We start from the raw sequence: 22,536 nt of genomic DNA, 5'->3' as shown, positions 1-22,536 counted from the left end.
TAACCTTCGGTGATGCGCCAGAGCTCGTTGGTCGTGGTCGCCAACCGTCTCCCGCTCGACGACAACGCCGCCCCCGATGGCGCCTGCGAGTGGCGTCGCAGCCCCGGCGGGCTCGCCAGCGCCCTGCACGCCATCCTCGAACAGACCCCGGCCACCTGGGTCGGCTGGGGCGGCGGGGTCGGTGTGGCGCCCGTCCTGCCCGACATCGGCACGCTGCGGCTGCGCCCGGTGTCGCTCAGCGAGGACGAGTTGCGGGGCTACTACGAGGGTTTCGCCAACTCGACGCTCTGGCCGCTCTACCACGACGCCGTCGAGACGCCGGTCTTCGACCGGGGCTGGTGGGAGACGTACCGCTCGGTCAACCGCCGCTTCGCCGAGGCCGCCGCCGAGGTGGCCGAGCCCGGCGCCGCGGTCTGGGTGCAGGACTACCACCTCCAGCTCGTACCCCAGCTGCTGCGCGAGCTGCGGCCCGACCTGCTGATCGGCTTCTTCATGCACGTTCCGTTCCCGCCGCCCGAGCTGTTCATGCAGCTCCCCCGGCGGGTCGAGCTGGTGCGCGGGATGCTCGGCGCCGACCTGGTCGGGTTCCAGCGCGAGCAGGCCGCACACAACCTCGCCCAGCTGGCCGTCAAGCTCCTCGGCGCCGAGGGCGCCGACGACAAGATCCTGGTCGGCGGCCGGGTGGTGCGCACCGGCGCGTTCCCGGTCTCGATCGACGTGGCCGAGATGGAATCGCTCTCGGCCCGGCCGTACGTGCGCAACCAGGCCCGGCAGCTGCGGCACGACCTCGGCGCGCACAAGAAGGTGCTGCTGAGCGTCGACCGGCTCGACTACACCAAGGGCATCGAGCACCGGCTGACCGCGTACAGCGAGCTGCTGCGCGACGGGCGGGTCAAGGTGCGCGACATGGTGATGGTGCAGGTGGCGGTGCCGAGCCGGGAACGGGTCGAGAGCTACCGGGGGCTGCGCGACCGCATCGAGCGCGAGGTGGGCCGCATCAACGGCGAGTACGGGCGGGTGGGCGAGCCGGCGATCCACTACCTCAACCAGCCGTTCGACCGGGCCGACCTGGCGGCGCTCTACCAGACCGCCGACGTCATGGTGGTCACGCCGCTGCGCGACGGGATGAACCTGGTGGCCAAGGAGTTCGTGGCCGCCCGCGCCGACGACACCGGCGCGCTGGTGCTCAGCGAGTTCGCTGGGGCGGCAGCCGAGCTCCAGGACGCGTTCCTGGTCAACCCGCACGACGTGGACGGCCTCAAGGAGACGTTGCTCCAGGCGCTGGACGCCGAGCCGGCCGACCTGGCGCGGCGCATGTCGGCGATGCGGGCCCACATCACCTCGCACGACATCCACGCGTGGGCCCGGGCGTACCTGACGTCGCTCGACCAGACCGGGCGGCTGGCCCGCCACCTGCCACGGCAGCGCAAGACGCTGGCCCGCAGTTAGCTCGCCGTCAGCTCCTTGGTCAGCCAGTCGAGGATCGCGTCGATCGGCTCGGCCCAGCCGGCGTCGAGCATCATGTCGTGGCCCATGCCCGGGAAGAGCAGGGGCGCGCCGCCGTACGCCGCCGCCGTGCGGTCGAGCGCCTTGCGGGACACCACCCGATCGTCCGGCGACCCCACCACGAGCACCGGCGGATCCCCCACCGCCCTGCCGGGATTTTTCACGTTGAACAGATAAGAAGACGACATTCTCGCGAGATAGTCGTCGGCTTCCTCGGTGGCCAGCGCGGCGCTGAACAACTGCCGCCGGTTGAGGCGCATTCGTCCGCCGAAGACCGCGGGAATCGTCCCCATGGGATTGGTCTTGAATCCGCCGCCGATGGCGCCCCACTTGGACAGAACGGGAGCGACCAGAACCGCGGCCCGAGCCGGATAGCGAGCCAGCGCCCGCGCCACCACCGACGCTCCGAAGCCGTGCCCGATCAGCACCGCCTGCCGCGGCAGCGACGCCGCCACCTGCCGCACGTCGTGCACGTGAGCGCGCAGGTCGCCGCCCTCGCGCGGGGTCAGCGCATGCGCCGGGAAACCCCGGTTGGCCGCATGGCCCAGCCAGCGTTCGGCGAACGCCCAGGCGCCGCGGCCGGGACCGGGCACGAACAGCAGCGGCGACTGCCCGGCCTCCCCCTCGACCAGGCGGGACACGACCTCGCGCTCGACCGGCAGGACCGGCGACGTCCAGTCCGCCCAGCGGAGAATCTCGTCGCTCACTTGGCCGGCTCCATCTCGCGCAGCAAACCATCGATGGCCAACAGATAGTCGAGGTGATCGACCTCGAACCAATGCCGGCGGCTCGGCACCACCCGGCGCTTCGCCCAGCTGCCGACCGGGCGGGCCGACTCCTTCTGCTGCACGGCCGCCGCGCGTACCGGATCGTCGTGGCGCAGGCGCAGCCAGCGCGCCACCGCGACGCTCTGCCAGTGGGCCAGCGGCAGCAGAGCGGCGTCCGGCTGGAGCAGGCCGACCACGGCGAGCGTAGGGTGCTTGCGGGCGAACGCGTGCAGGTGCAGGTCGGGACGGCCGTCCGGCTCGGTGTCGAGGAGCTCGGGGGCGAGGAACTCGAAGCGCGGGACGTAGCCGGTCGCCGTGATCACCAGATCCGGGTCGATGCGCCGGCCGTCGGCGAGCTCCACCTTCCCGTCGGCGAAGCGGGCCACGTCCGGAACGGGCTTGATCCGGCCGTGCCCCAGAAAGTACGGCAGTTGCGAGTTGACGACCGGGTGGCTTTCGTACGGCCGGTGGTCGGGCTGCGGAAGCCCGAAGCGGGTCAGGTCGCCGGTCGTCATGGCCGGCGTGCGGCGGTAGAGCCACTGCCGCAGGCGCAGCGGCAACCGCCACTTGAGCAGGCGATCGTTGACCTGGTCGGCGGGGCGGCCGAGGACGTACTTGGGGGCGTACCAGTAGCCGCGGCGGGTCGAGTGCCAGACCGTGGTGGCCTGCTGGGCGGCCTCGACGGCGATGTCGCAGCCGGTGTTGCCGCCGCCGATCACCAGCACCTTGCGGCCGCGCAGCTGGGCCGGGTCCTTGTACTGCGCCGAGTGGATGACCTGACCGCGGGGCTCGCCGGGGATCTCGGGCTTCAGCGGCGACCAGTTGTGGCCGTTGGCGGCGACCACCGCGGCGTAGCGCTGCACGCGGGACGAGCCGCCGCCGGTCGACTGGGTGGTCACGTCCCAGCGGCCGTCGCCGACCGGCACGGCCGAGACCACCTCGGTGCCGAACCAGATGTGCTCGCCGAGGCCGAAGTGCTTGGCGTACCGCTCCAGATAGGACAGCACCTGGCTGTGGTGCGGGTAGTCGGGCCAGCTGTCCGGCATCGGGAAGTCGGGGAACTCGGTCAGCGGGCGGGACGAGATCAGGTGGGTGCTCGCGTACACCGGGCTGCGGTCGTGCCGCCAGTTCCATGCACCGCCGACCGACGTCTCGCGCTCGTAGCAGTCGACGGCGAAGCCGTGCTCGCGCAGGTTCTTGATGGTGGCGAGACCGCTGGCGCCGGCGCCGATGACGCACACCGCGTCCCGACGGTCGGCGATGTCCGGAGTGTCGTGCACGCGGGGATACTGCCAGAACGCGGCGCTATGCGGAAGCCATCCGACCGCCCCACCCGCCACCCGTGACCGGACTGAAGGCTAGAGCCTCAGCTCTGCCAGAACCGGAAGATGATCACTTGCCCGGCGGGCCAGGTCGGACGCCACGACCTCGTACTTCTCGATGGTGATGTCGGGGGTCACGAACAGGCCGTCGATGAGCCGGGCGGGCAGCGTCGCCGGGAAGGTGAAGTGCCCCGCGCCCGAGGAGACCAGGCCGTCCTCCACCGTCCGCCACGCGCCGCCGCCCGGGCCCTCGTTCAGGTCGGCGGCGGCGATCACCGGGCCCTCGATGCCGTCGAGGGCCTCCTTCCAGAGCGCCGCCTGGGACGGGCGCTCGGCCGGATCGGTGGCCAGGTGCGAGCCCGAGACGGTGAACCGGCCGCCACGCACCGAGCCGCGCACGAACGCCGCGCCGCGCAGATGCCGCCCCGGGGTCAGCGGGAAGCGCATGCACCACGTCTCGTGCACCTTGACCCGCATGCTCACCAGCACGAGGTTGCCCAGGGCGGGCAGCCCGCCGGCGGCCACCACCATGCCGGTGTCGTCGGCCAGCGCCGCACACTTGTGACGCCAGCGGAACCGGCGCGGCCCCTCCTGCACCACCAGCACGTCGGGGTCGGCCTCGCGGATCATGGATATCAGGGCCGCCCGGTCGTCCTTGAGGCCGTGGACGTTGTAGCTCATCACCCGTAGCGGCACCCCGGACACCGTTGTCCCTCTTTCCTGAAGCTTCAGATCCGCGTGGCCAGGTCGGCCGCGCCGACCACTCCGGCGGTGTTGCCCATCTCGGCGGCCACCACGTCGGCGACCGGGAACCGGCCGCGCTGTTTCAGCTGGTCGCGGTAGGTGGTCTGGGTCGGCGTCATCAGCAGGTCGCCGGCGTCGACCACGCCGCCGCCCACCACGAGGATCTGCGGGTCGAGGGCCTGGGCGAGGTCGGCCATCGCCACGCCGAGCCAGTAGCCGATCTGCGCGAACGCGTCCCGAGCCACGCCGTCACCGTCGCGGGCCGCCTGGGTGATCTGCCGGCCGGTGATCGCCAGCGGGTCGCCGCCGGACAGCTCGAGCAGCTGGGCGGCGCGCTCCGGTTCCTGCCGCGCGCCGGCCCGGGCGAACCGGACCAGGGCGTTGCCGCTCGCGTACTGCTCGAGGCAGCCCAGCCGGCCGCAGCCGCACGGGTGGCCGTCGGGCACCGACTGGATGTGGCCGAGCTCGCCGGCGATGCCGTTCGCCCCGCGCCACAGCTTGCCGCCGAGCACGATGCCCCCGCCGATGCCGGTGCCCACGGTGATCATCACCATCGAGTCGTCGGCGTGCCGGGCGACGCCGAACCGGAACTCGGCCCAGGCCGCGACGTTCGCGTCGTTCTCGAGCACGGTGGGCAGGCCGACCGCCTTGCTCACGTAGTCGCGCAGCGGCTCGTCGCGCCACGCCAGGTTGGGTGCGAACAGCACGGTCGCGCCGGGCGCGTCGATCCACGCGGCCGCGCCGATGCCGATCGCGGTGGCCTGCGGGAACTCCTTGGCCAGCTCGGCTGCCACCTCGGCGATCGTGTCCCGGGTGCCGGCCGGATCGTCGGCGGGGGTGTCACGTCGGTTCGACGCCAGCACGGTGCCGTGCTCGTCGACCACCCCGCCGGCCACCTTGGTGCCGCCGACGTCGACTCCGATGGTCAGCGCCACGCTGTCTCCTCTGCTTACTGCTCACACCGCGTCGTCGCCGGGGGCCGCGTCGCCCGCCTCGTCGTCGCGCTTCGCGGGCGCCTCGGCGCCCCGGGCATCATGACTCAGGCCATCATGATCCACCGCCGTGGGTCGCGCCACGTCGTCAACACCCGCTTCGGCGGTGGCCGCGGCCCACACATCAAACCTAGGAGGCGTACGGCCGGAGCTCCCGCCCCCGGGCGCCGTGTCCCCCATCTCTGCGGCCTTCGCGGCCTTCGCGGCCTTCGCGGCCTTCGCCTGCGCGGCGGCCTCGGCCACCCGCCCAGCCGCTTCCGCCGCGGCCGCTCGCGCCTCCTCGGCCGCCTTGCGCCGGGCCGCCTGCGCCGCGGCCCGCTCCTCGCCGGCGGTGGCCGCACTCGCCGCCGATGCCGCCGCCCACGGATCGAGCCCGGCCGCGGCCGCCTCGTCCGAGCTCTTCGGCGCCGGCGGACCGGCGGGCTCGGCGACTCGCGTGGCCGCCGACCACGCCTCGGCCGCACTCGGCGGCGGGGGCGGAGCGGGCTCGGCCGGGCGCTTCGAGATGCCGCCGAACACCGACGAGAGGCCGCGCATCACGCTCGCCACGCCGGAGGCGACGTCGCCGGCCCCGGTCGCGAGCCGCACCGCCGTGGCGGGGCTCGGGTCGCGCACCGCGGCGATGGCCCGGCAGACCGGGCAGACGCAGCACTCGGCGCTGCCGGTGGCCCAGCCCGATGACTTGTGCCAGCCCTGGTTGCCCGTGTGCTCGCCCTGGTTGCCCGTGTGCTCGCCCTGGTTGCCCTTGTGCTCGCCCTGGTTGCCCTTGTGCTCGCTGTCTTGGCCGGCGCTCGCGATGCGGTTGACGACCCCGGTCAGCGTCTCGGCGAGGCCCGACAGGCCGGCGCCGAGCGCGTCGCGCGTACCGGAGGAATCGCTCGCCGCGGCAGCACCCGCCGCCATCGCGATCATCGCGGCGATCAGCCGCTCGGCCTCCTCGCGCGCCGAGCCGGACGCCGAACCGTGCGCCGCGTTCCCTGCCGACTCAGGCATGGCTACTCACCCGCTCAGCTCGCCGGAAGACTCTCGACCCGGCGCTTGAGCTGCTTCAGCGCCGTGTCCATGATGATCTTTTCGGCCTTGCGCCGGAACATACCGAGCATGCCGATGGAGAGCTCGACCTCGAGCGAGTAGGTCACCGTGGTGGCGCCGTCGCCGTCGTCGGCCAGGTCGTAGGAGCCCTGCTGCGACTTCTGCGTCTTCGACGGCTCGACCAGGTGCCACTCGATGCGGGTCAGGTCGTCGGCGTAGGCGTACTCGAGGGTGTAGTCGTCGGCCATCACCGCGGCGTCGATCACGAACCGCACCCGGGCGGCGTAGCCGTCCTCGTACTCCTCGAGGACCTCGATCTGCTTGACCGCGTCGACCCATTCGGGGTAGCGCGGGAAGTCGCAGATCACCGCGGCCACGCGGTCGACGGGCGCATGGACCTGGATCGACTGCGTCGAGGTATCCGCCATGAACGGAGGCTACCCCGTCCCTCCGACATTCCCGCCGACCGGGCCGAGCCCCATCTTGCAGCGGCGACTACCATCCGTCAGGTGCCGGTGCTTGCCAGTGTCTCCCCGCGCGTCCAACCGCTCGCGGTGACCGCGCGCGTCATCATGCTGGTGCTGGTCGCGGCCCTCACCCTGATCGCCACCCAAGACCTGGCGCAGCTGCGCTGGATCGCCCTGCTGGTGGTCGCCGCCCTCCCGGCGTTCCTCGCCCCCGAGCACCCGGTCCTCGCGCCGCTCGGCCGGTTCGCCGAGGTCGCGATCGTCGGGCTCGCGGCCGGGTCGATCGCCGCGGCGGCCGACGCGTCCGGCACTGTGGATGCCGGCTTCGGCGCCGAGGCGGTGCTGCCCTATCTGGCGGTCCCGCTGCTCTCGGCCGCGCTGCGCCGGCGGCCCACCGAGGGCGCCGCGCTGCTCGGCGTCGCGGCCGTCTCGATGGTGGCCGGCGGCGTGTGGCTGGGCGACGTCAGCCCGATCTCCCAGCCCGGCTTCCTGGCGGCCTGCGGCCAGTGGCTGGTGCTCGGCGCGATCGTCACGTTCGCGGCCGACACGATGCGCCAGCTCATGCAGCCGGCCGAGCCCACCCCCCAGCCGTACGCGGAAGCCACCCGCCTGCTCACCCAGCTGCGCAGCGTGGCCCGCTCGCTACCGGGGGCCACGCTGGATCCGGGCGGCATCTCCGAGCACCTGCTCGAGGAGCTTCGCCTGGTCGCGCCCGGCGATCGCGCCGCGGTGCTGTCGACCAGCGGCGGCGGCCGGCTCGTGGTGCTCGCCCAGACCGGCGCCGACCGGGTCGACTGGGAGACGACGCTCGACTCCGACTCGGCGATCGCCGACGCCTGGGCCACCCAGCAGCCACAGGTGGCCAGCCGCTCGCAGGGCCGGTCCAGCCGCCGCGGCGAGGTCTCGTCGCTCGTCGTCCCGCTCGTCGCCGGAGTACGCACGATCGGCCTCGTCATCCTCGAAGCGGACGTCGCGAACGCGTACCCTTCATCTGTGGTCTTCGATGTGACAGGCGTGACCGAGCCGGCCGCCATCCGGCTCGAGGCCGCCCTGCTCTTCGACGACGTCCGCTCGCTCGCCACCAATGAGGAGCGTCAGCGCCTGGCCCGCGAGATCCACGACGGCGTCGCGCAAGAGCTCGTGATGGTCGGGTACGGCATCGACAACGCCCAGGCGACCCTGCCCGAGGGCGCCGAGGAGACCGCCGAAGAGTTGCAAACCCTGCGCAACGAGGTCACCCGGGTCATCACCGAGCTGCGGCTCAGCCTGTTCGAGCTGCGTTCCGAGGTGGATCGCAACGGCGGCCTCGCGGCCGCGATCGCCGAGTACGCCCGCACCCTGGGCACCTCGGCGGGCCTGCGCGTCCACTTCACCTTCGACGAATCCACCGCACGGCTGCCCGCCGCGACCGAGGCCGAGCTCCTGCGCATCGCCCAGGAGGCGATCACCAACGCGCGGAAACACGCCGGTGCCTCTAATCTATGGGTTACCTGCACCGTGGACCCGCCGTACGCGGAGATCGAGGTCTCCGACGACGGTAAGGGCTTCGCCGACGACCGCCCGGACGGTCGTTACGGCTTGACCATCATGGCCGAGCGTGCGGAACGGATCCGGGGCCGACTGAAGATCACGCCGCGACACCCCAGCGGGACAACCGTGGCCGTAGTGCTCGGATCGCCGGGTAAGCGCGATAGCGTGCGGGATAGCGTTTCCGCTCCAGCTCCAGAAGGGGAGTAACTCAGGCATGTCGACCAGTCCTGCGCCCACCACGCGCACCAAGGTCCTTCTCGTCGACGATCACGACCTGATTCGTAAGGGGCTGCGACACGCATTCGAGCGCGACCGCCAGTTCGAGGTCGTCGGTGAGGCGGCCACGGCGGCCGAGGCCGTTCGCCAGGCCGGCGCTCTCCAGCCCGACGTCGTGATCATGGATCTCCGCCTGCCCGACGGCAGCGGTCTCGAGGCGACCAAGGCGCTGCGCAAGAACAACGCCAACATGGGCATCGTCGTGCTCACCATGTACGCGGGCGACGACCAGCTGTTCGGCGCGCTGGAGGCCGGGGCGAGCGCCTTCGTGCCCAAGACCGCGCCCGCCGACGAGGTCGTCGCGGCCGCCCGGCACGCCGCCTCGGCCCCGAGCGCGTTCACCGCGGCCGACCTCGCCGAGGCGATGAAGCGGCGGCTCGCCCCCTCGGGCCCGCAGCTCTCGCCACGCGAGGGCCAGGTGCTGCGCTTGCTTGCCGACGGGATGAGCGTCGCGGGCATCGCCAAGCAGCTGTTCGTCTCGGAGTCGACGGCCAAGACCCACATCTCGAAGCTGTACGAGAAGCTGGGCGCGGCCAACCGGGCGCAGGCGCTGATGACGGCGCTGCGGCTGGGTCTGCTCGAGGCGCCCGACGCCCCGAAGTTCTAGGCCTTCTGCGCCGTCAGGCGCCGGAGGGCCAGGTATGCCTCGCAGCCCAGGCAGAGGCCGAAGGCCGCGTTCAGGAACGCCGCGAGCAATCCGAACGCGGCTGAGACCACGCCCAGCGCGGTCAGCCCGGTGAGATACCCGACCGTGGCCACGGCCAGGAACGCGAAGCCGACGGTCTGGGCGAAACGCACGGGGGCGGCGGGCTCGCGCTCGGTCGGCGGGCCCAGTCGGGGCAAGATCAGCGCGCGGTACACGTACGCGTAAGGCCCTTGCTTGGGGTTTAGCGCCGTGATCGCGAAGATGGCGGTCTGCGCGAGCGCCAGCCAGCCCCAGCCGGTGGCCAGGACCGCGACGAGAACGACGCTGGTCAGAGCCGCGGCGAAGCGCTGACCGCGGGGATCGAGTTCCATGTTTGTCATTAAAGACGAGCGCGCGCTCAATCTCTACTGGTCCGATTAGTGTTCTAGGGAACGCACGACCTTCCGGAGCAGCACGTTGAGCTCGACCAGCTCCTCGTGCGAGAGCGCGCCCATCAGCTGCCGGTCGCGCGACATGCCCTCGAAGATGTGCTTGTCCCACTGCTCACGCCCCTTGGCCGTGGGCCGCACCAGCACCCGGCGCCGGTCGGTGGGGTCGACCTCGCGGGTCACCAGGCCGGCCGCGACGAGGCGGTCGAGCCGGCTGGTCATCGCGGCCCGGGTCACGTGGGTGGCGTCGGCGAGTTGCGCCGGAGTGGCCTCGGTCGGGTAGGGCTGCACCATCAGCGCGTGGAGGGTCTTGTAGTCCTCCATCGTGAAGTCCTCGTTGCCGGCGAACGCGGCCGCGTCCTGCCGGCGGGCCCACTTGGTGATGTCGTACATCCGCACCAGGGCGCCCTCGATCTCGGGCGCGAACCGCGGATCGTCCTTCCAGAACGCCGCCCACCGCGCCACGTGGTGGTCCACCCCGTCCCGCTCCTCTGTCATGTGACCATTGTTCCACGCCCGATATTTAGATTGCGAATAGTTTGACGCCGAACTAATCTCGCCGACATGCTCTCCGACTTCCGCCTGCTCGCCGCCGGCCAGACGCTGTCCTGGATCGGCAACGGCTTCCAGACCGTCGCCCTGGCCGTCGCGATCGTCCAGACCGGCGGGGGCGCCGGCGACCTCGGCATCGTCATGGCCTGCTCGTTCACCGCGCTGCTCGCCTGCTCGCTGTTCGGCGGCGTCTGGGCCGACCGGCTCCAGCCGCAGCGCGTCATGGTCGTCTCCGACCTCGTTCGCCTGATCTGCGCGGCCGCGATCGCGCTGATGTTCTCGCGCGGCGGCTACCACCTGGTCCTGCTGTGCGCGCTCACCGCGATCTCGTCCGGGGCGGGCAGCTTCTTCAACCCGGCGATGACCGCGTTGCGCCCGCTGCTGGTCCCCGTCGATCGCCGGCAGTCGGCGAACGCGACGCTGAGCATGCTGCAGACCGGCAGCTCGGTGGCGGGTCCCGCGCTCGGCGGCCTCACCGTGGCGGCCTTCGGCGCGCCGGCCGGCTTCGCGGTGAACGCGGTCAGCTTCCTCGCCTCGATGGCGGCGTGCCTGTTGCTGCGCACGCGCGCCACTCGCGGCCCGCGCTCGTCGATGCTCCGCGAGCTGGGCGCCGGCTGGCGCGAGATCAGCAGCCGCGACTGGCTCCTCGGCGGCCTGTTCGGCGCCACCGTCTACCACGTCGCGAACGGCGTGATCCTCGTCCTGGTCCAGGTGATCGCCATCCAGCGCCTCGGCGGCGCCTCCGCGGCCGGCTTCATCGCCGCCGCCGAGGGCCTCGGCGGCATGATCGGCGCGGCGGTCGCGTTGCGCTTCAAACCGCGTCGCTTGCTGCGGGCGGGCTGGCTCACGCTGATGTTGATGCCGCTCTGGGCTCTCGCGTACGTCTGGCCGGCCACTCTCACCGCCGTCCTGGCCGGCGCGATCATCGGCTGGTCGGGCCTGATCTTTTTCGACGTGGCCTGGGAGACCGCGATCCAGGACCGCATCCCCCAGAACGCCCTGGGCCGCGTGGCGTCGTGGGACACGCTGACCTCGTTCATGGCCATGCCCATCGGCAACGCCCTGGCGGGGCCGCTCTCGGCCCGCTTCGGCCTGAACCCGGTCCTCATCGTCTGCGCCGGCATCCTGCTGGCGTCGGCGGCCTCCCAGCTCCTGATTCCTGGCGCCCGCACCCTGACCCGGGCGTCGGACACTTCGCCCGCACACACCCCGCCCGAGCTCCTGGAGTCCACCACGGCCTGACCGCGCCCACCCACTGGCGCCCGCGTCCCCGGCGCGCTCCTGCGCCGCGCCCCGCCCCCGCGCGCTCCTGCGCGATCTTGATGACTTCACGCGCGGGGCACGCAGCAACTCCCGATCCTTCGCACCACGCCGAGCGCTGCGGGGCTCAGTCGGCGGCCGGGAGCAGCTCGGCGATCGCCGCGACCAGCTGCGGCTTGCTCGGGACACCGGTGGCCCGCTTCGCCACGCGCCCCTCGGCGTCCACGATCAGCAGGGTCGGGGTGCGCCAGATGCCCAGCTCACGCACCTCATCCAGGTGGCTCTCGGCATCGACCTCGACGTGCTGAACGCCGGGGAGCAGATCGGCGACCTCCGAGCTGACCCGCCGCACCGCCCGGCAGGGCGCACAGAACGCCGACGAGAACTGCAGCAGCGTGACCGGCGCCGGCCCGACCCCGAGCCGTTCCAGCAGGCCGGGCGAGAGGCGCTCACCGGCAGCGCTCGGATCCGCCGCCGAGACGACGCCCGGCTCCTCCTCCCGATCCGGGACCACGACCGGAGCGGGCGCGGCAGAAGGCGAGGCGGAAGGGTCACGCGACACCGACAGATGCCGATCGGCCGGCTGCTTGTGCGTCCCCTGCACCGCGGCGGCCGCCGCCGTCGACGCCGCTTTGGCGGCAGTAGTGGCCACCGCCGTGGGCGACGAATGATCCGGGAGCTCGACGACCTCGAGCCCGGCCGCCTCCAAGATCTCGCGACGCCGCTTCTTGTCCGCGACCTCGTCGCGGATGATGCCGTCCGTGCGCCGCCGCCACAGACCGAACGTCGTGGCCACGATCAGCACGGCAACGATGACAGCCACACCCAGCGGGTCCATGAGACGACTCTGCCACGCGAAAGTTGCCGCGCGGCCCGGTGCGACGGGACTCACGCCGATTGATATGCGCTCGCCTGAAGTGCGTACAATTGGGAATAAATCCCGCCCGATGCCATCAGCTCCGCGTGGTCCCCCTGCTCGACGACCGCTCCATGATCGAGAACGTAGATCCGGTCCGCGTCCCGCACCGAGGCCATCCGATGGGTGATCAGAACGACCGTCCGCCCGGCGGCCAGCGCCCGCAGCCGCTCGTACACGTCATGCTCGGCCCGGGCGTCGAGATTCGCGGTCGGCTCATCGCAGATCAGCAGCGGCGCGTCCCGATAGAAGGCCCGGCTGACCGCCAGCCGCTGCCACTGCCCACCCGACAAGTCGGCGCCGTCGCGGAAGTGCCGCGACAGCATGGTCTCGTACTCCCGGGACAGCTCCATCACGAAGTCGTGCGCGTCCCCGGCCCGCGCCGCCTCGTGCACCGACGAAGTCACCACCTCCCGATCATGCCGCCCGATCGTGATGTTGGCGCCGGCCGACAGCGGCCACCGCGTCGGCTCCTGCATGACGACGGAGACCCGCTCCCGCAGCGACTCCGGGTCGATCTCGCTCACGTCGACACCGTCCCAGGTCACGACCCCGTCCTGCGGCCGGTACAGCCCGGCGATCACCGCCGCGAGCGTCGATTTCCCGGAGCCGTTCTCCCCGACCAGGGCGATCACCTCACCCTCGCGAAGGGTCATGCTGATTTCGCGTACGGCGGGATGGTCGGCATCCGGATAGCGGAACGTGACCCCGTCCAGCTTGATCTCGCGAAACCCGTTCGGCGCCACCCCGCCCGGCGTCGGCTCGGCGCGCTGGAGCGACAGCTCGCAGAAGCCCCGGAAGTCGTCGAAGTAGAGCCCCTGCTCGAAGACGAAGTTCGCGGTGAGGGTGAGCTCGCGCAGCTTCCCGATCCCCATGTTGATCGCATAGGCGGCCGCCCCGCCCGCCGCGAGCTCCACCCGCCCGGTCCAGAGCAGCCAGAACAGCACCGCATAGGTCAGTCCGGTCGCGATCGCGCTGAGCGCCGTGCCGACGAGCGACGTGCGCACCCGCCGCGTGTTGACCCGGATCTCCTCGGCGGTCGAGATCCCGACCAGCCGGCGCACCTCGTCGAGCAGGAAGTCGCGCAGCGTGAAGGCCCGCAACTCCGGCGCCGGCTCCCGGGCCGCGAGCAACTCGAACAGCATCCCCTGCCGCCGCCACACCGCGATGAGCCGCAGCACCCGCCGCCGTTCGAGCCGAGCCGACCGTACCGCCGCCCACGCCACCGGAAGCACCGACAGCACCAGCAGCGGCAGCAGGATCGGATGCAGCACTGCCAGCACGCTCGCCGCCGCCGCGATCCCGACCAGGTTGGTGGCCAGCTCGATCGCCCGGTCGACGAGCTGCTCGGCCGCATTGATCCCCCGGTGGCGGGCCCGTTCGAGGGCGTCCCGCCAGCTCGGATCGTCAAACGTCGACAGATCGACCCGCGTGGTCAGCTCCAGCAACCGCATCTCGGCGGCCTGATAGACCTTGGGCCCAAGACGCCCGTTGGCCGCCGCGGCCGCCGCGGTGAGCGCGCCACGCACGCAGGCCGCACCGACAAGCAGAAGCAGCGAGGGTACGGCCGCACGCACGCGCTCCGGGGTAGGTCCGGCCTGCAGCAGCCCGTCGAACACACCAACCACGCTGATCAGCCCCACCGCGCTGGCCACGCCTGTGCCGATCTGAAAGAGCCCGACCGCGGCGGTCGCAAGCGGGTCGGCCCGCCAGGCGAGCAGCCACGCCTCCTTGAGCAGCGCCGGCAGTCGCCGCAGCGTCCGCAGGAACGGCGTGCCGGCCGCCTCCTCGTAGCTGGTCAGCCAATGCGGCAGATCCAGCTCGCCCTTCTCGATCTCGCGCTGGATGTCCCGCTCGGCGTAGCCGGCGCGATCGGCTTCGGCGGGCTGGGCTGCTTCGGCGGGCTGGGCTGCTTCGGCGGGCTGGGCTGCTTCGGACTGGGCTGCTTCGGTGTCGGGAGAGGCGTCCGGCATCGGGAGGCTCCGTCTCGGGATCCCTCAGTGCGAGCTCCACCCCGGCGTCTCGGGCACGCCGGCGTACGGACGGCCCGCCGGGCGGAGCGTGACCGGAAGCTCACCGCCCTTCCTACGCCGCCCCCGCACTCCCGTCCATCAAGTTCCGGCTACCTCCCGGTTCACTCACGCTGTCCCTGCGCTTCCTGGCCGCCGAGATGCGCAGGAGTCGCGCCTCGGTCAGGTCGCGGGATCGAGCAGGTGGGCCATGCGGGCCGCCTGGGTTTCCCAGCGCCATTCCTGTTCGACCCACGCCCGGCCGGCCGCGCCCATCGCCTTGGCCCGCGCCGGGTCGGCGAGCAGCTCGACCAGGCGCGACGTCAGCGCCTCAAGATCGTGGCCGCCCACCACGTAGCCGGTCTCGCCCGCACGGACGGCGTCGGGCGCGCCGCCGGAATCGCCGCCGACGACCGGCAGGCCGGTAGCCGACGCCTCCAGGTAGACGATGCCCAGGCCCTCGACGTCGAGGCCCGCCGCTCGGGTGCGGCACGGCATCGCGTACACGTCGCCGGCCGCGTAATGCCGCGGCAGCTCGGCCCACGGGACCGAACCCGTGAAGACCACATCGGACTCGACGCCCTGCTCGCGGGCCAGGCGCTCGAGCTTTGCCCGATACGGTCCGCCGCTCACCAGGAGCAGTGCGGCGCCGGGCACCCGCCGGCGGACCGCGGGGAGGACGCGGATCAGCATGTCCTGCCCCTTGCGCGGCACCAGCCGGGACACGCAGACGATCACCGGGCGGTCGGTGAGGCCGTAGCGCGCCCGCACCGCCGAGCCATCGACACCGGGGTGGAAGGCGTCGACGTCGACGCCCGGCGCGAGCCGCTCGAGATGCGTCAGGCCGTGCAGCGCGCGGTCGAGCCGCGTTCGCTGGTATTCCCCCAGGTAGGTCACCACGTCGTTGCCGCGGGCTATGCGCCGCAGCAGTCCACGGGCGCCGGGCAGCGCGGCCCAGCCGATCTCGTGGCCGTGCGTGAGTGCGACCGCGCGGGTCACGCCCGCGTTCCGCCGGAGGCCGTCGGCGAGCAGCCCGAGCGGCGCCGCCGCCCCGAACCACACCCGGTCGCAGCCGTGTGCCCGGGCCAGCGTGGCGGCCCGCTTGGCGACCGCCGGGGTGGGCAGCAGCACTCCGGTCTGCTCGCGCACCACCTCGAACGGCTGCTCGGCGTCGAACTTCCCGGCGCCCTTCCAGGTCGACGCGTAGACGACCACCGAGCCGGCCGGCTGCCGGACCGCGAGATTGTGCACGAACTGCTGGATGCCACCCGGCCGCGGCGGAAAGTCATTGGTGACGAGCAGGGTGCGCCCCATCAGCGTTCGCCCCGGGCGTAGGCGCGGGCGGCGGCCATCCGTTCCACCGTGGACGGGTGCGAGGCGGAGATCACGTACTCCCAGGTCGGTGGGTCGGGGTCGGAGAGGTTCACCGTGCCGAGGCGGCGCTGCATCGCCTCGAACGTGGCGGGATCGCCGGTCAGGGCCAGCGCGTGCGCGTCGGCGCGGGCCTCGATGGTGCGCGAGACGTACGCCTGCGCGGGGCCGGCCAGCAGCCCGACCACGGTGACCACCGCCAGCATGAGGCCGATGCCGCGCGGCGAGCCGATCGAGTCGATGCCGGCGAGGCGCAGCAGGCCGCCCCACGAGCCGAGCAGGAACAGCGCGATCACCGCGACGGCCGCCCCGAACGCGCCCAGGACCGTGCCGATCAGCACGTCGTTGTCTTTGGCGTGGCCGAGCTCGTGCGCCACCACCGAGACGACCTCGTCGGGTGTGGCCTCGGTGAGCATGGTGTCGTAGACGACGATGCGCCGGGTCGGGCCGAGACCGGAAACGTACGCGTTCACCGCGCGCGTTCGCCGGGAGGCGTCGGCCACCAGCACGTCACGCACCGGTACGCCGTCGCGCTCGGCCAACTCGAGCAGCGAAACCCGCAGCGGGCCGTCGGCCATCGGGGTGAACTTGTTGAACACCGGCTCGACCACCACCGGCAGCACGAACGAGAGCAGCACCACCAGGGCGGCCGCGCCGACCGCCCCGAACGCCCACCACCAGCGCGGCGCGAGGTGAGTGATCGTGTAGAAGCCGAGCAACGCCACCGCGCCGATGACCGCGCCGACCGCGAACCCCTTGAGCAGGTCGACCGTCCAGGCGCCCCAGGACTGGGTGGAGATGCCGTAGCGCACCACGATGATGTGCCGCCAGGCCGCGAACGGCAGGGTCACCACCTCGCCCACCAGCACCACCACGAGGCCACCGAGCACCGCCTGCGCGACCCAGTTGCCGCCGAACGGGCGGCCGGCCTGGGTGACCAGCCACGCGCCGAGCGGCGTGAGCCCGAGCACCAGCGCGACGAGCAGCCCGATCGCCATCGCGCCGTACGACCCCGGGCGCAGGTCGGAGTGGAACTGGCGGCCCCGCTCGACCTTGTCGGCCGGCAGCGAGCCGAGCGCGGCGAGCTGGTCGGCCCGCGGCGCGGGCGGGCGATGCCACGGGATGGACACGGCGGCGAAGACGGCGAGCACCACGATCAACACAACGAGGGTGCCCACCGCCCAGGCCCGCGACGTCATCATCCGCCACATCCTAGAGAGATCACGCTACGTGGCGGTTGGGGAACATCGGGACGACCACGGGGGGCTCCGGGGTCTCCAGGATCTCGACGTCGAAGCCGGCCAGCTCGAACGTCTCGATGGCCCGGAGCTCGCCGGGCGTCAGGTCGGCAATGCCATCGGGGGTGTCCAGCAGCGCGCTGACCAGGCAACCCCGGCACGCGTCGGACTGACCGGCGCAGCGACCGCAGTCGACGATCATCACTCCTCCTCACCCGGGTGGCACGGTGACCACCATCGGTGACCGTCACGCTAGGCGAGGGGTACGACAAAAAAGCTCAGGAGCGCGCCAGCCTGCGCAAAAGGGAGTCGGCGCCCATCGGGTAGGCGCCGTGCCGGCGCACGCCGTCGGCCACCTCACGGTCCGAGGAGATCACCACAATGGGCCGCCCGGCGGGCTCGGCCCGCACCAGCTGCCGGATCAGCTCGTCGGCGGTGTCGCCCTTGCGGGAGAAGAGCACGCGTACGCCCCGGGGCGCCGGCGGCAGCCCGTGCACCCGCTCGGCGCCGTCGAAAACCACGGTGATCTCGTCGCCGGTCTGGGCCGCTATCCCGCCCAGCCCGGTGATCAGGCGCTTGCGCTGCTGCTCGAGGGACATCTCGGCGAAGCCGCGCTTGGTCACGTTGTACCCGTCCACGATCAGGTGGGCCCGGGGCAGGGCGAGCAGCTGGTCGAGGCGGCCGGGGTCGTCGGTGTCCTGGGCGCGGGCGCGGGACCGCTCGGGCGAGCCGGGCCGGTCGGCCACGGCGTCGGCGACGAAGTCGGCCGGCATCTTGTCGGACGGGCCGAGGGCAAGCTCGCGCCGCAGCCCCGAGGCGGCCTGCCCGATCGTCTCGATGAGCAGCCAGAGCCGGGCGTCGTCGGCGGCCCGCGCGTCCTTGGCGCTCTGCTTGCCGGTGGCGGCCTGCGCCTCCGCCTCCGCGAGGCGTGTCTTCAGCCGCCGTACCTCTGCATCATGATCGGCCGCGATGCGCGAGGCGCGTCCCTTCTCCGTCGCCAGCAGATCGTTCGCGCGTTTTTGCCCGGCCTGCGCCTCGCGCAGCGCCTTGGACGCCGTCCGGGCCTCCTCGCGCAGCTGGCCGAGCTCTTCACGGACCCGGGCGATCTCGTCGCGCAGCTTGTCGGCCTCGACCTTGGCAACCGTGCGGTCATGCTCGGCACGCACGGCGCGCTGCTCGGCCTCCCGCAGCTGGGACGCGACCGCGGCGCTGTCGGCCTCGGCCCGGACCGCGTCGCCCGCCCCCTCGATCAGGTCACGCCAGCCTTCGGGACGCGCCAGGTAGGCCAGCGCCGCGACCTCGACCGGGTCGGCGGCGGCGGGGGCCATCCCGGAGGACACGGCGGCGCCCAGGTCGCCCGCCTCGGTGACGACCCGGCCGCTGATGCGCTGGCGGAAGAGCGGGTCGGAGGTGAGCTGCGCGGCGATCTCACGGCCGCCGAGCCGAGCCCTGCGATTCGGGGCGAAACGGGCGACCCGCCGTAGCGCGACCGGGATCTCGTCACCGGGCAGCCCGGGCAGGGCCGCGGCCGCGAGCGTGGTGATCCGCTGCCGGACCGGCTCGGGAAGGACCGGCTCCGGGACAAAATCGACGTCTTGAGCGAGCTCCGCCGCAACAGCGCCCTCCTCCGCGGGGCGGTCACCGGGAAACGAAGGCTCGGACATCTACCCATTCTCACACCGTGGGCAGCAGAAAAGCTTGTCGAAGCAAGTGATCTTTTATCCACGGCGCCCAGTTCTTGTCGTACCCCCGCTCTAATCTCCCCGCCGTGGCACAACCCGCATATGTCCAGGGCACTCTGGACACGCTGCTCACCGACCCGGCGGCGCTCTCCCTGGCCGAGACCACGTTCGTGGTGCTCGACCTCGAGACGACCGGCGGCGCGGCCGACGGCGCCGGCGTCACCGAGATCGGCGCCGTCAAGGTCCGCGGCGGCGAGGAGCAGGGCGTCTTCGCGACCCTGGTCAACCCGGGCGAGCGCATCCCGGCGTTCATCACGGTCCTGACCGGCATCACCGACGCCATGCTGGCGCCGGCCCCGCCGATCGAGGCGGTGCTGCCCAGCCTCCTCGAGTTCCTCCGCGACGCGGTCCTGGTCGCCCACAACGCGCCGTACGACGTGGGCTTCCTCAAGGCCGCGTGCGCCCGGCACGGCTACCTGTGGCCCAACCCCCGGGTCCTCGACACCGCCGCGGTGGCCCGCCGCGCGCTCACCCGCGACGAGGTGCCCAACCGCAAGCTCGCCACGCTCGCCCACTTCTTCCACGCCGCGGTCCAGCCCACCCACCGCGCGCTCGACGACGCCCGGGCCACCGTCGATGTGCTGCACGGCCTGATCGAGAGGCTGGGCAGCTTCAAGGTGCACACGCTGGGCGACGCCATCGAGTTCGCCAAGGCGGTCACCCCCACCCAGCGCCGCCAGCGCCACCTCGCCGAGGGACTGCCGCACGTGCCCGGGGTCTACGTCTTCCGGGCCGCCGACGACCGCCCGCTCTACGTCGGCACCTCGAAAGACATCGCCACCCGCGTCCGCAGCTACTTCACCGCCAGTGAGAAGCGGGCGCGCATCTCCGAGATGCTCGGCGCCGCCACCCGGGTCGAGGCGGTCGAGTGCGCGCACTCGCTCGAGGCCGAGGTCCGCGAGCTGCGGCTGATCGCGGCCCACTCGCCGCCGTACAACCGCAGGTCCAAGTACCCCGAGCGGGTGGTCTGGCTCAAGCTCACCGACGAGGCCTATCCGCGCTTGTCCGTGGTGCGCAAGCTGGCCGACGACAACGCGGCCTACCTGGGCCCGTTCTCCTCGCGCCGCACGGCCGAACTGGCCGCCGCTGGTGTCTACGACGCGCTCCCGCTGCGCCAGTGCGGCCACACCCTCTCGATCCGCACCCCCATGCCCGCGTGCGCGCTGGCCGAGCTCGGCAAATGCCCGGCGCCCTGCGAACACAAGATCACCCCGGAGGCGTACGCGTCGACCGCGGCCCTCCCGTTCCGCACGGCCATCCACGGCGACCCCGAGATCGTGGTCGCCGCGCTCATGGGCCGCATCGAGGCCCTCTCCGAGCACCAGCGCTACGAGGAGGCCGCGGTCCTGCGCTCCCGCATGATCGCCCTGCTCCGGGCCACGGTCCGCATGCAACGGCTCGCCGCCCTCACCCGGCTCACCGAGGTGGTCGCCGCCCGCCGCGACACCATCGGCGGGTGGGAGATCATCGTGGTCCGGCGCGGCCGGCTCGCCGCCGCGGCCACTTCCCCGCCCCGCGAGCACCCCCGCCCCACGCTCGACGCGGTCCGGATGACCGCCGAGACGGTCCTACCCGGACCGGGCCCGGTCCCCGCCGCGACCGCCGAGGAGACCGAGCGGATCCTCGCCTGGCTCGAGCGGCCCGACACCCGGTTGGTGGAAACCTCCGGCGACTGGGTGTCACCGGTTCGTGGCGCGGCGCGCTTCACCGCCCTGCTCAACCGGGCAGAAGCCGCAGCATCGGGCAAAGACTCGGCCGTTCGCTCATCCGTAACTGACCGTTCGGATGACGCTCGCTCGCTTAGGCTGTAAGGCAAGTGGATTACCCGGAGTTGGTTCGGGTGAGTTCACGCCGATTTGCCAGGCGGCTCGCCGCGGGACCGACGGGTACCGGGCGACCGAGCGGTGAGGGGGTGTCCAGTGGACGTCGACGCCGGCCACGGCGCCGCCCTTGGACGTGCCCTCCCCACGCAAGCGCCCGCCGACAGTTCCATAACCGCGAAGCTTCGCTCGTTCCTGAGCTTTCCCGGCAACGACGACGACCCCGTCGTCAAGCTGACCAAGACCCACCGCGGCATCCACCCCTCGGCCGACTCCGGCGTCCTGCGCCGCGGCTACGCGATCGCCGAGAACATGCACCGCGGGCAGATGCGCAAGTCCGGCGACCCGTACATCACGCACCCGCTCGCGGTCGCCCAGATCTGCGCCGAGCTGGGCATGGACACGACGACCCTGGTCGCGGCCCTGCTGCACGACACGGTGGAAGACACGAGCTACACGCTCGAGGCGCTGCACAGCGACTTCGGCCCCGAGGTGACCCACCTCGTCGACGGCGTGACCAAGTTCGACAAGGCGTTCTACGGCAAGGCCGCCGAGGGCGAGACCATCCGCAAGATGATCGTCGCGGCCGGCAAAGACGTCCGGGTCCTGGTGATCAAGCTCGCCGACCGGCTGCACAACATGCGTACGCTCGATGCCCGTTCCCCCGCGAGCCGCGCCCGCATCGCCACCGCGACCCTCGACGTGCTCGTGCCCCTCTGCGACCGGCTCGGCATCCAGGCCCTCAAGCGCGACCTCGACGACGTGGTGCTCTACCACCTCGAGCCCGAGTCCTACGCCCGCATCGACGAGCATGTGCGCAACCGCCCCGGCTGGAACGAATATCTCGGCGACGTATCGGCGAAGGCCCGCACGGCCCTCCGCCGCCAGCGAGTGTCCGCCGAGGTCAGGGTCCGCCCCCGGCACTACTACTCGATCTGGAAGGACACGGTCGCCGGCGGCCATCCGGTCCCGTTCGATCTGCCTCGCATCGCGGTGATCGTCGACGGCCCGCCCACCGACTGTTACGCCGCGCTCGGCGCGATCCACGGCCAGTGGCGCCCGGTGGCCGGCCGTTTCAAAGACTTCATCGCCTCCCCGAAGAACAACCTCTACCGCTCGCTGCACACCACCGTGACCGGCCCCGACGGCCGCCTGGTCGAGGTGCTGATCCGCACCGAGACGATGCACCGGTTCAGCGAGTACGGCGTCGCCACCAGCTACCGCTACCCCAAGGAAGCCGATACCAGCGACCCGTCCGGCGCCGACCAGCTCTCCTGGCTCAAGCGGGTGCTCGACTGGCAGCAGGACGCCACCGACGCCGCCCAGTTCCTCGCCTCGCTGCGCTGCGACCTGTCCGAGGGCCAGATCACGATCTTCGCCCACGGGCAGGCGTTCGAGCTGCCGAGCGGCTCGACCCCGGTCGACCTGGCCTACGAGCTCGGCACCGAGACCGGCGACCAGTGCCTCGCCGCCACGATCAACGGCCGCCTCGCCCCGCTGAGCTCGCCGCTACGCGACGGCGACGTCGTCGAGATCTTCTCCGAGACCGACGGCCACGTCGAGGCCGAGCCCAACGCGCCGCGCGGCCCCCGCAAGGAATGGCTCGGCTTCGTCAAGTCCAGCCAGGCGCAGCTGCAGATCAACCGCTACTTCGACGACAAGTACGAGCCCGGCATGAGCATCGCCGACAAGGTGCGGCTCGGGCGGGCGACGATCGGGCTCACCCTGCGCAAGCACGACCGGGGGCTGGCCAGCGAGGTGCCGCTGCGCCGGCTGGCCGAGGAACTGGGATATCCCGACCTCGAGACGATGCTGGTCGCCGTGTGCGAGCGCAACCTCGAGCCCGACGCGGTCGTCGAGCAGCTCATCGCGCTTGTCGACCACCCCGACTGAGCCCACAGTCCGCACGGCTAGCCTT

General features: G+C 72.1%; 20 protein-coding genes. 6 read left to right on the top strand and 14 right to left on the bottom strand.

Annotation, left to right across the window (positions count from 1 at the left end; genetic code table 11):
- Positions 1-12: 12 nt before the first annotated feature.
- Positions 13-1,449: a trehalose-6-phosphate synthase gene (locus ACIA5D_RS38580; RefSeq protein ID WP_396035435.1), complete on the top strand. Its 1,437-nt coding sequence runs from the start codon at positions 13-15 to the stop codon at positions 1,447-1,449.
- Here ACIA5D_RS38580 and ACIA5D_RS38575 read toward each other — a convergent pair.
- The 6 genes from ACIA5D_RS38575 to ACIA5D_RS38550 form a co-directional block, all read right to left on the bottom strand.
- Positions 1,446-2,213 carry an alpha/beta hydrolase gene (locus ACIA5D_RS38575; protein WP_396035434.1) on the bottom strand — a complete coding sequence of 256 codons (768 nt, stop codon included), beginning with the start codon at positions 2,211-2,213 and terminating at the stop codon, positions 1,446-1,448. The two genes, ACIA5D_RS38580 and ACIA5D_RS38575, sit on opposite strands and share 4 nt — an antisense overlap.
- Positions 2,210-3,553, bottom strand: a complete 1,344-nt coding sequence (locus ACIA5D_RS38570; RefSeq protein ID WP_396035433.1) for a flavin-containing monooxygenase — start codon at positions 3,551-3,553, stop codon at positions 2,210-2,212. The genes ACIA5D_RS38575 and ACIA5D_RS38570 overlap by 4 nt, the downstream gene beginning before the upstream one ends.
- Positions 3,554-3,631: 78 nt before the next feature.
- A complete protein-coding gene (locus ACIA5D_RS38565) occupies positions 3,632-4,276 on the bottom strand; it encodes an endonuclease/exonuclease/phosphatase family protein (protein ID WP_396035499.1) in 645 nt (214 codons plus the stop codon).
- Positions 4,277-4,323: 47 nt separating this feature from the next.
- Entirely contained in the window at positions 4,324-5,274 is a 951-nt protein-coding gene (locus ACIA5D_RS38560) for an ROK family glucokinase (protein ID WP_396035432.1), read from the bottom strand.
- A gap of 21 nt (positions 5,275-5,295) precedes the next feature.
- Positions 5,296-6,324, bottom strand: a complete 1,029-nt coding sequence (locus tag ACIA5D_RS38555) for a hypothetical protein (protein WP_396035431.1) — start codon at positions 6,322-6,324, stop codon at positions 5,296-5,298.
- Between the two features lie 14 nt (positions 6,325-6,338).
- Positions 6,339-6,791, bottom strand: coding sequence for an SRPBCC family protein (locus ACIA5D_RS38550; protein WP_396035430.1), 453 nt, complete (start codon positions 6,789-6,791; stop codon positions 6,339-6,341).
- 81 nt (positions 6,792-6,872) lie between these two features.
- Between ACIA5D_RS38550 and ACIA5D_RS38545 the strand changes: the two genes are divergently transcribed.
- Positions 6,873-8,567, top strand: a complete 1,695-nt coding sequence (locus tag ACIA5D_RS38545) for a GAF domain-containing sensor histidine kinase (RefSeq protein WP_396035429.1) — start codon at positions 6,873-6,875, stop codon at positions 8,565-8,567.
- 7 nt (positions 8,568-8,574) lie between these two features.
- Positions 8,575-9,243 (top strand): response regulator, encoded by a 669-nt coding sequence (locus ACIA5D_RS38540; protein WP_020512124.1) that lies wholly within the window; start codon positions 8,575-8,577, stop codon positions 9,241-9,243.
- Here ACIA5D_RS38540 and ACIA5D_RS38535 read toward each other — a convergent pair.
- Both ACIA5D_RS38535 and ACIA5D_RS38530 read right to left on the bottom strand, forming a co-directional pair.
- Positions 9,240-9,653, bottom strand: a complete 414-nt coding sequence (locus ACIA5D_RS38535; RefSeq protein ID WP_396035428.1) for a DUF4395 domain-containing protein — start codon at positions 9,651-9,653, stop codon at positions 9,240-9,242. The genes ACIA5D_RS38540 and ACIA5D_RS38535 overlap by 4 nt on opposite strands.
- 45 nt (positions 9,654-9,698) lie before the next feature.
- Entirely contained in the window at positions 9,699-10,208 is a 510-nt protein-coding gene (locus ACIA5D_RS38530) for a MarR family winged helix-turn-helix transcriptional regulator (protein ID WP_396035427.1), read from the bottom strand.
- A gap of 66 nt (positions 10,209-10,274) precedes the next feature.
- On the opposite strand from ACIA5D_RS38530, the gene ACIA5D_RS38525 reads away from it, so the two are divergent.
- Positions 10,275-11,504, top strand: coding sequence for an MFS transporter (locus ACIA5D_RS38525; protein WP_396035426.1), 1,230 nt, complete (start codon positions 10,275-10,277; stop codon positions 11,502-11,504).
- Positions 11,505-11,649: 145 nt separating this feature from the next.
- Here ACIA5D_RS38525 and ACIA5D_RS38520 read toward each other — a convergent pair whose 3' ends face one another.
- The 6 genes from ACIA5D_RS38520 to ACIA5D_RS38495 form a co-directional block, all read right to left on the bottom strand.
- Positions 11,650-12,360 (bottom strand): TlpA family protein disulfide reductase, encoded by a 711-nt coding sequence (locus tag ACIA5D_RS38520; RefSeq protein ID WP_396035425.1) that lies wholly within the window; start codon positions 12,358-12,360, stop codon positions 11,650-11,652.
- 50 nt (positions 12,361-12,410) lie between these two features.
- Positions 12,411-14,411 carry an ABC transporter ATP-binding protein gene (locus ACIA5D_RS38515; RefSeq protein ID WP_396035424.1) on the bottom strand — a complete coding sequence of 667 codons (2,001 nt, stop codon included), beginning with the start codon at positions 14,409-14,411 and terminating at the stop codon, positions 12,411-12,413.
- A gap of 219 nt (positions 14,412-14,630) precedes the next feature.
- A complete protein-coding gene (locus tag ACIA5D_RS38510; protein WP_396035423.1) occupies positions 14,631-15,761 on the bottom strand; it encodes a glycosyltransferase family 4 protein in 1,131 nt (376 codons plus the stop codon).
- The gene (locus tag ACIA5D_RS38505) at positions 15,761-17,017 is read right to left on the bottom strand and encodes a M48 family metallopeptidase (protein ID WP_396035498.1); all 1,257 of its coding nucleotides are present in this window, start codon (positions 17,015-17,017) and stop codon (positions 15,761-15,763) included. Before ACIA5D_RS38505 ends, ACIA5D_RS38510 begins: the two co-directional genes overlap by 1 nt.
- A 22-nt stretch (positions 17,018-17,039) precedes the next feature.
- A complete protein-coding gene (locus ACIA5D_RS38500) occupies positions 17,040-17,258 on the bottom strand; it encodes a hypothetical protein (protein WP_396035422.1) in 219 nt (72 codons plus the stop codon).
- A gap of 76 nt (positions 17,259-17,334) precedes the next feature.
- Positions 17,335-18,720 (bottom strand): NYN domain-containing protein, encoded by a 1,386-nt coding sequence (locus tag ACIA5D_RS38495; RefSeq protein ID WP_396035421.1) that lies wholly within the window; start codon positions 18,718-18,720, stop codon positions 17,335-17,337.
- Between the two features lie 104 nt (positions 18,721-18,824).
- Here ACIA5D_RS38495 and ACIA5D_RS38490 point away from each other — a divergent pair, with 104 nt between their 5' ends.
- Both ACIA5D_RS38490 and ACIA5D_RS38485 read left to right on the top strand, forming a co-directional pair.
- Positions 18,825-20,609, top strand: a complete 1,785-nt coding sequence (locus ACIA5D_RS38490) for a DEDD exonuclease domain-containing protein (protein ID WP_396035420.1) — start codon at positions 18,825-18,827, stop codon at positions 20,607-20,609.
- A gap of 108 nt (positions 20,610-20,717) precedes the next feature.
- Positions 20,718-22,511 (top strand): RelA/SpoT family protein, encoded by a 1,794-nt coding sequence (locus ACIA5D_RS38485; protein WP_396035419.1) that lies wholly within the window; start codon positions 20,718-20,720, stop codon positions 22,509-22,511.
- The last annotated feature ends 25 nt before the right edge of the window (positions 22,512-22,536 follow it).

The sequence above is a fragment of the Actinoplanes sp. NPDC051513 genome (assembly GCF_044454685.1).
Lineage (GTDB): Bacteria > Actinomycetota > Actinomycetes > Mycobacteriales > Micromonosporaceae > Actinoplanes.
Note: the sequence above shows the minus strand (reverse complement) of the source record. Positions and strands in the feature narration are given on the sequence as shown.

Excerpts from the sequence above, each read along its gene's own strand:
- ACIA5D_RS38580 (WP_396035435.1), top strand. The coding sequence starts at position 13 with ATGCGCCAGAGCTCGTTGGTCGTGGTCGCCAACCGTCTCCCGCTCGAC.
- ACIA5D_RS38565 (WP_396035499.1), bottom strand. The coding sequence starts at position 4,276 with ATGAGCTACAACGTCCACGGCCTCAAGGACGACCGGGCGGCCCTGATA.
- ACIA5D_RS38555 (WP_396035431.1), bottom strand. The coding sequence starts at position 6,324 with ATGCCTGAGTCGGCAGGGAACGCGGCGCACGGTTCGGCGTCCGGCTCG.
- ACIA5D_RS38550 (WP_396035430.1), bottom strand. The coding sequence starts at position 6,791 with ATGGCGGATACCTCGACGCAGTCGATCCAGGTCCATGCGCCCGTCGAC.
- ACIA5D_RS38540 (WP_020512124.1), top strand. The coding sequence starts at position 8,575 with ATGTCGACCAGTCCTGCGCCCACCACGCGCACCAAGGTCCTTCTCGTC.
- ACIA5D_RS38535 (WP_396035428.1), bottom strand. The coding sequence starts at position 9,653 with ATGGAACTCGATCCCCGCGGTCAGCGCTTCGCCGCGGCTCTGACCAGC.
- ACIA5D_RS38530 (WP_396035427.1), bottom strand. The coding sequence starts at position 10,208 with ATGACAGAGGAGCGGGACGGGGTGGACCACCACGTGGCGCGGTGGGCG.
- ACIA5D_RS38525 (WP_396035426.1), top strand. The coding sequence starts at position 10,275 with ATGCTCTCCGACTTCCGCCTGCTCGCCGCCGGCCAGACGCTGTCCTGG.
- ACIA5D_RS38520 (WP_396035425.1), bottom strand. The coding sequence starts at position 12,360 with ATGGACCCGCTGGGTGTGGCTGTCATCGTTGCCGTGCTGATCGTGGCC.
- ACIA5D_RS38515 (WP_396035424.1), bottom strand. The coding sequence starts at position 14,411 with ATGCCGGACGCCTCTCCCGACACCGAAGCAGCCCAGTCCGAAGCAGCC.
- ACIA5D_RS38510 (WP_396035423.1), bottom strand. The coding sequence starts at position 15,761 with ATGGGGCGCACCCTGCTCGTCACCAATGACTTTCCGCCGCGGCCGGGT.
- ACIA5D_RS38505 (WP_396035498.1), bottom strand. The coding sequence starts at position 17,017 with ATGACGTCGCGGGCCTGGGCGGTGGGCACCCTCGTTGTGTTGATCGTG.
- ACIA5D_RS38500 (WP_396035422.1), bottom strand. The coding sequence starts at position 17,258 with ATGATCGTCGACTGCGGTCGCTGCGCCGGTCAGTCCGACGCGTGCCGG.
- ACIA5D_RS38495 (WP_396035421.1), bottom strand. The coding sequence starts at position 18,720 with ATGTCCGAGCCTTCGTTTCCCGGTGACCGCCCCGCGGAGGAGGGCGCT.